This window comes from Pseudomonas sp. FSL R10-1350 (assembly GCF_009600525.1).
Lineage (GTDB): Bacteria > Pseudomonadota > Gammaproteobacteria > Pseudomonadales > Pseudomonadaceae > Aquipseudomonas > Aquipseudomonas helleri.
Window position 1 is genome coordinate 1 of sequence record NZ_WIVR01000117.1, and the last position, 5,268, is coordinate 5,268.

Consider the following 5,268-nt stretch of genomic DNA (forward strand, 5'->3'; position numbering starts at 1 on the left):
ACTCCCGAAGGAGAGGGAACCGATTGGGGGAAGCTGAAGATAATCGCTGTCCTGTTTGCAGCGCGACAGCGCGGCGTTGAAGACGGGGCGGCAGCGCCTACGGTTATGCACGCTCATTTGAACCCCACCTCATCCAGTGTTGTCGACTAGTCTCTAAGGAGTGCCTGGAGCCTACCCACTGGAATGAGAGGTGACCCATGAGTCTGCTGCTCGAACCCTACACCCTGCGCCAACTGACCTTGAATAACCGCATTGCGGTCTCGCCAATGTGCCAATACTCCAGCGTTGATGGGCTGGCCAATGACTGGCATTTAGTTCACTTGGGCAGCCGGGCCGTTGGCGGCGCCGGTCTGATTTTTACCGAGGCCACCGCGGTGACCCCCGATGGCCGGATCACCGCTCAAGACCTTGGGCTGTGGAGCGACGAACACATCGAACCGCTGCAACGCATCACCCGCTTTATCCGCGCCCAGGGCGCCGTGGCGGGGATTCAGCTGGCGCATGCCGGGCGCAAGGCCAGCACGCATCGCCCTTGGCTGGGCAAGCATGGCAGCGTCAAAGTGGACGAGGGCGGCTGGGTGCCGGTCGGGCCTTCACCCATTGCCTTTGATCCCAATCACACGGCGCCCAAACAACTGGATACAGAACAGATCCAGGGCGTTGTTCAAGCCTTTATCGATGCCGCCAAACGATCGCTCGAAGCCGGTTTCTCGGTGGTGGAGGTTCACGCTGCCCACGGTTACTTGCTGCATCAATTTTTGTCGCCGCTGAGCAACCAGCGCCTCGACGAGTACGGCGGTTCATTCGAGAATCGCATCCGCCTGGTGCTGCAAGTGACCGAAGCGGTGCGTGAAGTGTGGCCCAAAGAACTGCCGGTCTTTGTCCGCGTTTCGGCCACCGATTGGGTCGAAGATGGCTGGAACCCTGACGAAACAGTTGAACTGGCGCGGCGCCTGAAAGCGCTGGGGGTTGATCTGATTGACGTGTCGTCGGGTGGTACGGCGGCCTCGGCAGAAATTCCGGTGGGGCCGGGTTACCAGACCCGATTCGCCGAGCGCGTGCGCAAGGAGGCGGCCATCGCTACGGGCACGGTGGGGATGATCACCGAACCCGCGCAAGCCGAACATATTTTGCGTACCGGTCAGGCGGACTTGATTCTGCTGGCCCGTGAACTCTTGCGTGACCCGTACTGGCCGCTGCATGCCGATGATGATCTGGGCGGCAGAAAAGCGATCTGGCCCGCGCAGTACCAGCGTGCGACCCATCGCGATCAGCCGATTCATGAATCGGACCTGCGCGACTGAAACCCGACCTGTCACCTGAACCCGTTACGAGGAGGTTGCTGATGAACACCCGTGGATTGCTCGATCAACTGCTGAAGTCTGGCCAGGAACTGCTGGAGAAAAAGACCGGTGCGTCAAACAACGCTTCTGGCGCCAGTGCCAATAAAGGGGGATTGGGCAATGTGCTGGGTGCGGGCGGGCTCGGCGGCCTGCTCTCGGGGGCAGGAGGTGGGGCGATGGCGGCCAGTGTCCTGGGCCTGTTAATGGGCAGTAAGCGCGGCCGCAAGTTCGGCGGCCAGGCCTTGACCTATGGGGGCTTGGCGGCCTTGGGCGTGTTGGCGTACAAAGCCTATGGCAACTGGCAGGCCAGCCAGGGCACTGCCCCCGAACACCCGCCGCAAACCATTGATCGTGTCGAGCCGGTGCAGGTTGAGGAACACAGTCAGGCGATTCTCAAAGCCCTGGTCGCGGCGGCCAAGGCGGATGGTCACATTGACGATCGCGAGCGGCAAATGATCGAGGGCGAGTTGAGCAAGCTCAAGCACGATCCGCAACTGCAGCAATGGCTGCAACTTGAACTGAACAAACCGCTGGACCCGGCCGAAGTCGCCAGCGCGGCCACCACCCCGGAAATCGGCGCAGAAATGTACATTGCCAGCCTCATCCTGGTGGATGAAGAGGCATTCGGTGAGCGGGCTTATCTGGATGAACTGGCCAAGCAACTCAAGCTTGATCCGGGGCTAAAAGCTGAACTGGAAGCGCAGGTTAAACAGGCTCAGGCGTGAGATAGAAGCGTCGCCTTACGTCTCTGTAGGAGCGAGCTTGCTCGCGATCTTTTGATCTTTTAAAAGCTCGCTCCTACACGGGTTATGTGCGCAACCCGATGTTGTAAGTTTTTTTACTAATTGCTGTGAGAACAGTCTCAACGTCCGTGAGAATCCTTGCTGGCCCTCGGCTATACTCCTCCATCATTTGAATGGCCCCGAGGATAGACTGTGAAGAACTGGACGTTACGCCAACGCATTTTGGCGAGCTTTGCGGTGATCATCGCCATCATGTTGCTGATGGTTGTCGCGTCTTACTCGCGGCTGCTGTCGATTGAGTCGAGCGAAGAGACCGTTCGCACCGATTCGATTCCCGGGGTCTATTACAGTTCGATGGTGCGCAGTGCCTGGGTCGACAGCTATGTCCTGACCCTGCAACTGGTCGGCTCGGCCACCCAGCGTGATTTGACCAGCGAAGACCGTAAGCTGTATGCCAGCTACGAAGACCGCATGATCCAAGAGCTGGACAACTACCGCACCACCATTTTTGATGACCAGGACCGCGCCGAGTTTGATGAGTTCGAGCGCATCCACGGTGAGTACACCAAGGCGTTGGCGGGCGTTCTGCAGTTTTACGAAGACAAAAAAACCGAGCAAGCCGACGCCATGCTCAACGAGCAACTGGCCCCGCTATGGGCCGCGGGGCGCAAGCAACTCAACACCATCATTGATACCAACCGCACCCAGGCCAACCACGCCACCGAAACCATTGCCAATGCAGTGACGACGGCAAAAATCAGCATGGTGATCTCGCTGATCGTGGCCGTGCTGGCTGCCGGTCTGTGCGGCTACCTGTTGTTGCAGACGATCATGTCGCCGATGCAGCGCATCGTTTCGATCCTTGAAACCATGCGTTCCGGTGACTTGAGCTCACGCTTGAACCTGGACCGCAAAGACGAGTTCGGTGCCGTCGAAACCGGCTTCAACGACATGATGACCGAGCTTACCGCGCTGGTGTCTCAAGCCCAGCGGTCCTCGGTCCAGGTCACCACCTCGGTGACCGAGATCGCCGCCACGTCCAAACAGCAACAAGCCACGGCAACCGAAACTGCAGCCACCACCACGGAAATCGGCGCGACCTCCCGCGAAATTGCCGCCACCTCCCGTGACCTGGTGCGCACCATGACCGAAGTAACTTCGGCTGCCGATCAGGCTTCGATTCTGGCCGGTTCCGGGCAGCAAGGCCTGGCGCGCATGGAAGAAACCATGCACTCGGTGATGGGCGCTGCCGATCTGGTTAACGCCAAGCTGGCGATCCTCAATGAAAAAGCCGGCAACATTAACCAAGTGGTCGTCACCATCGTCAAAGTGGCCGACCAGACCAACCTGCTGTCGCTCAATGCCGCCATCGAAGCCGAAAAAGCCGGTGAATATGGCCGTGGTTTCGCCGTGGTTGCCACCGAAGTACGTCGCCTGGCTGACCAGACGGCTGTCGCCACCTATGACATTGAACAAATGGTGCGCGAGATCCAGTCCGCCGTGTCGGCGGGTGTGATGGGCATGGACAAGTTCTCTGAAGAAGTGCGCCGTGGCATGGCCGAGGTGACGCAAGTCGGTGAACAACTGTCGCAAATCATTCATCAGGTTCAGGCCTTGGCGCCGCGCGTGTTAATGGTCAACGAAGGCATGCAGGCGCAAGCCACCGGCGCCGAGCAAATTAACCTGGCACTGGTGCAGTTGGGTGATGCTAGCAGTCAGACCGTAGAGTCCTTGCGTCAGGCCAGCTTCGCGATCGACGAACTCAGTCAGGTTGCCGTTGGGCTGCGCAGTGGCGTTTCGCGTTTTAAAGTCTGATGAGCGAACTTTTAACCAAGCGTGCGGCCGCCGTGGCGCCGAGTCAGCGCCTGTTCCTGGTGTTCTACATCGGGGATGAGCGTTATGCCTTGTCGGCGACCGATGTGGTCGAGGTGCTGGCGCGTTTACCGCTCAAACCGATTGCTCACGCCCCGGCCTGGGTGGCTGGCGTGTTTGCGCACCGCGGGCAGATGGTCCCGGTCATCGACATCAGCGCCATGACCTTTGGCCACGAAGCCGTGGCCCGCACCAGCACGCGGCTGGTGCTGGTCAATTTTCGTGGCAAACTGCTGGGGCTGATGCTGGAGCAGGCCAACGCGACCTTGCGCTGCGACCCGGCAGATTTTCAGCCCTACGGCCTGGATAACCGCGACGCGCCGTACCTGGGGCCGGTTCGTGAGGATGCCCAAGGCTTGTTGCAGTGGATCCATGTCGACGACCTGTTGAGCCCGGCGGTGTGCGCGCTGCTGTTCCCTCCGAGCCTGGATGACGCCAGCGCAGAGAGGCTCGCATGAGTGACGACCAGCGCTTTTACGATTTTTTGAAGCAACGCATAGGCCTGGATGTTGCGTCCGTGGGCCTGGCGATTATCGAGCGTGCCGTGCGCCAGCGTTGCCTTGCGTTGAACATGCCCGACAACGATCACTACTGGCAGCGCCTGACGTGTTCACACGATGAGCAGCAGGCGTTGATCGAATCGGTGATCGTGCCCGAGACCTGGTTTTTTCGGTATCCCGAGTCGTTTGCCACATTGGGCCGTCTGGCCCGCCAGCGTTTGGCCGACACCAGCGGCCTGCATACCCTGCGCATTCTGAGCTTGCCGTGCTCCACCGGCGAAGAGCCGTATTCGATTGCCATGGCCCTGTTTGATGCCGGTCTGGTTGGGCATCAGTTCAAGGTCGAAGCCCTGGACGTCAGCCCGTTGTCGGTGGCGCGGGCGCGGTCGGCGCTGTATGGCAAAAACTCATTTCGCGGCCAGCAAATTGATTTTCGTGAGCGCTATTTCACCCCGGTCAATGACAGTTATCAGTTGGCGGAGCGGGTGCACGAGCAGGTCACTTTTCATGTCGGCAACCTGCTCGATCCGACGCTGCTCAGCCATCACCTGCCTTATGACTTTGTGTTCTGTCGCAACCTGTTGATCTACTTCGACCTCAAGACTCAGCATCAGGCGCTGGATATCCTCAAGCGCCTGACCCGTGACGACGGCGCGCTGTTTATCGGCCCGGCCGAGGGCAGCCTGCTGGGCCGCCTGGGCATGCGTTCGATCGGTGCACCGCAGTCGTTTGCCTTCTGTCACAGCCATGAGCCGGTGCCTGTTGCGCGGCCAGCGCTGGCCGAGCCCAGACCGCTGCCCAAACCCGCAC

General features: G+C 59.9%; 5 protein-coding genes. All 5 read left to right on the forward strand.

The features are described from left to right. Positions 1 to 197: 197 nt before the first annotated feature. Complete coding sequence (locus GHO25_RS25045; protein WP_048368157.1) at positions 198 to 1,304, forward strand: NADH:flavin oxidoreductase/NADH oxidase; 1,107 nt, start codon at positions 198 to 200, stop codon at positions 1,302 to 1,304. 41 nt (positions 1,305 to 1,345) lie between these two features. Next, entirely contained in the window at positions 1,346 to 2,068 is a 723-nt protein-coding gene (locus GHO25_RS25050) for a tellurite resistance TerB family protein (RefSeq protein ID WP_153393220.1), read from the forward strand. A gap of 210 nt (positions 2,069 to 2,278) precedes the next feature. Next, positions 2,279 to 3,901, forward strand: coding sequence for a methyl-accepting chemotaxis protein (locus tag GHO25_RS25055; protein ID WP_178110231.1), 1,623 nt, complete (start codon positions 2,279 to 2,281; stop codon positions 3,899 to 3,901). Continuing rightward, the gene (locus GHO25_RS25060) at positions 3,901 to 4,416 is read left to right on the forward strand and encodes a chemotaxis protein CheW (protein ID WP_153393223.1); all 516 of its coding nucleotides are present in this window, start codon (positions 3,901 to 3,903) and stop codon (positions 4,414 to 4,416) included. The genes GHO25_RS25055 and GHO25_RS25060 overlap by 1 nt, the downstream gene beginning before the upstream one ends. Next, the coding region (locus tag GHO25_RS25065) for a protein-glutamate O-methyltransferase CheR (protein ID WP_153393226.1) at positions 4,413 to 5,268 on the forward strand (856 nt) is incomplete at its 3' end. The genes GHO25_RS25060 and GHO25_RS25065, both read left to right, overlap by 4 nt.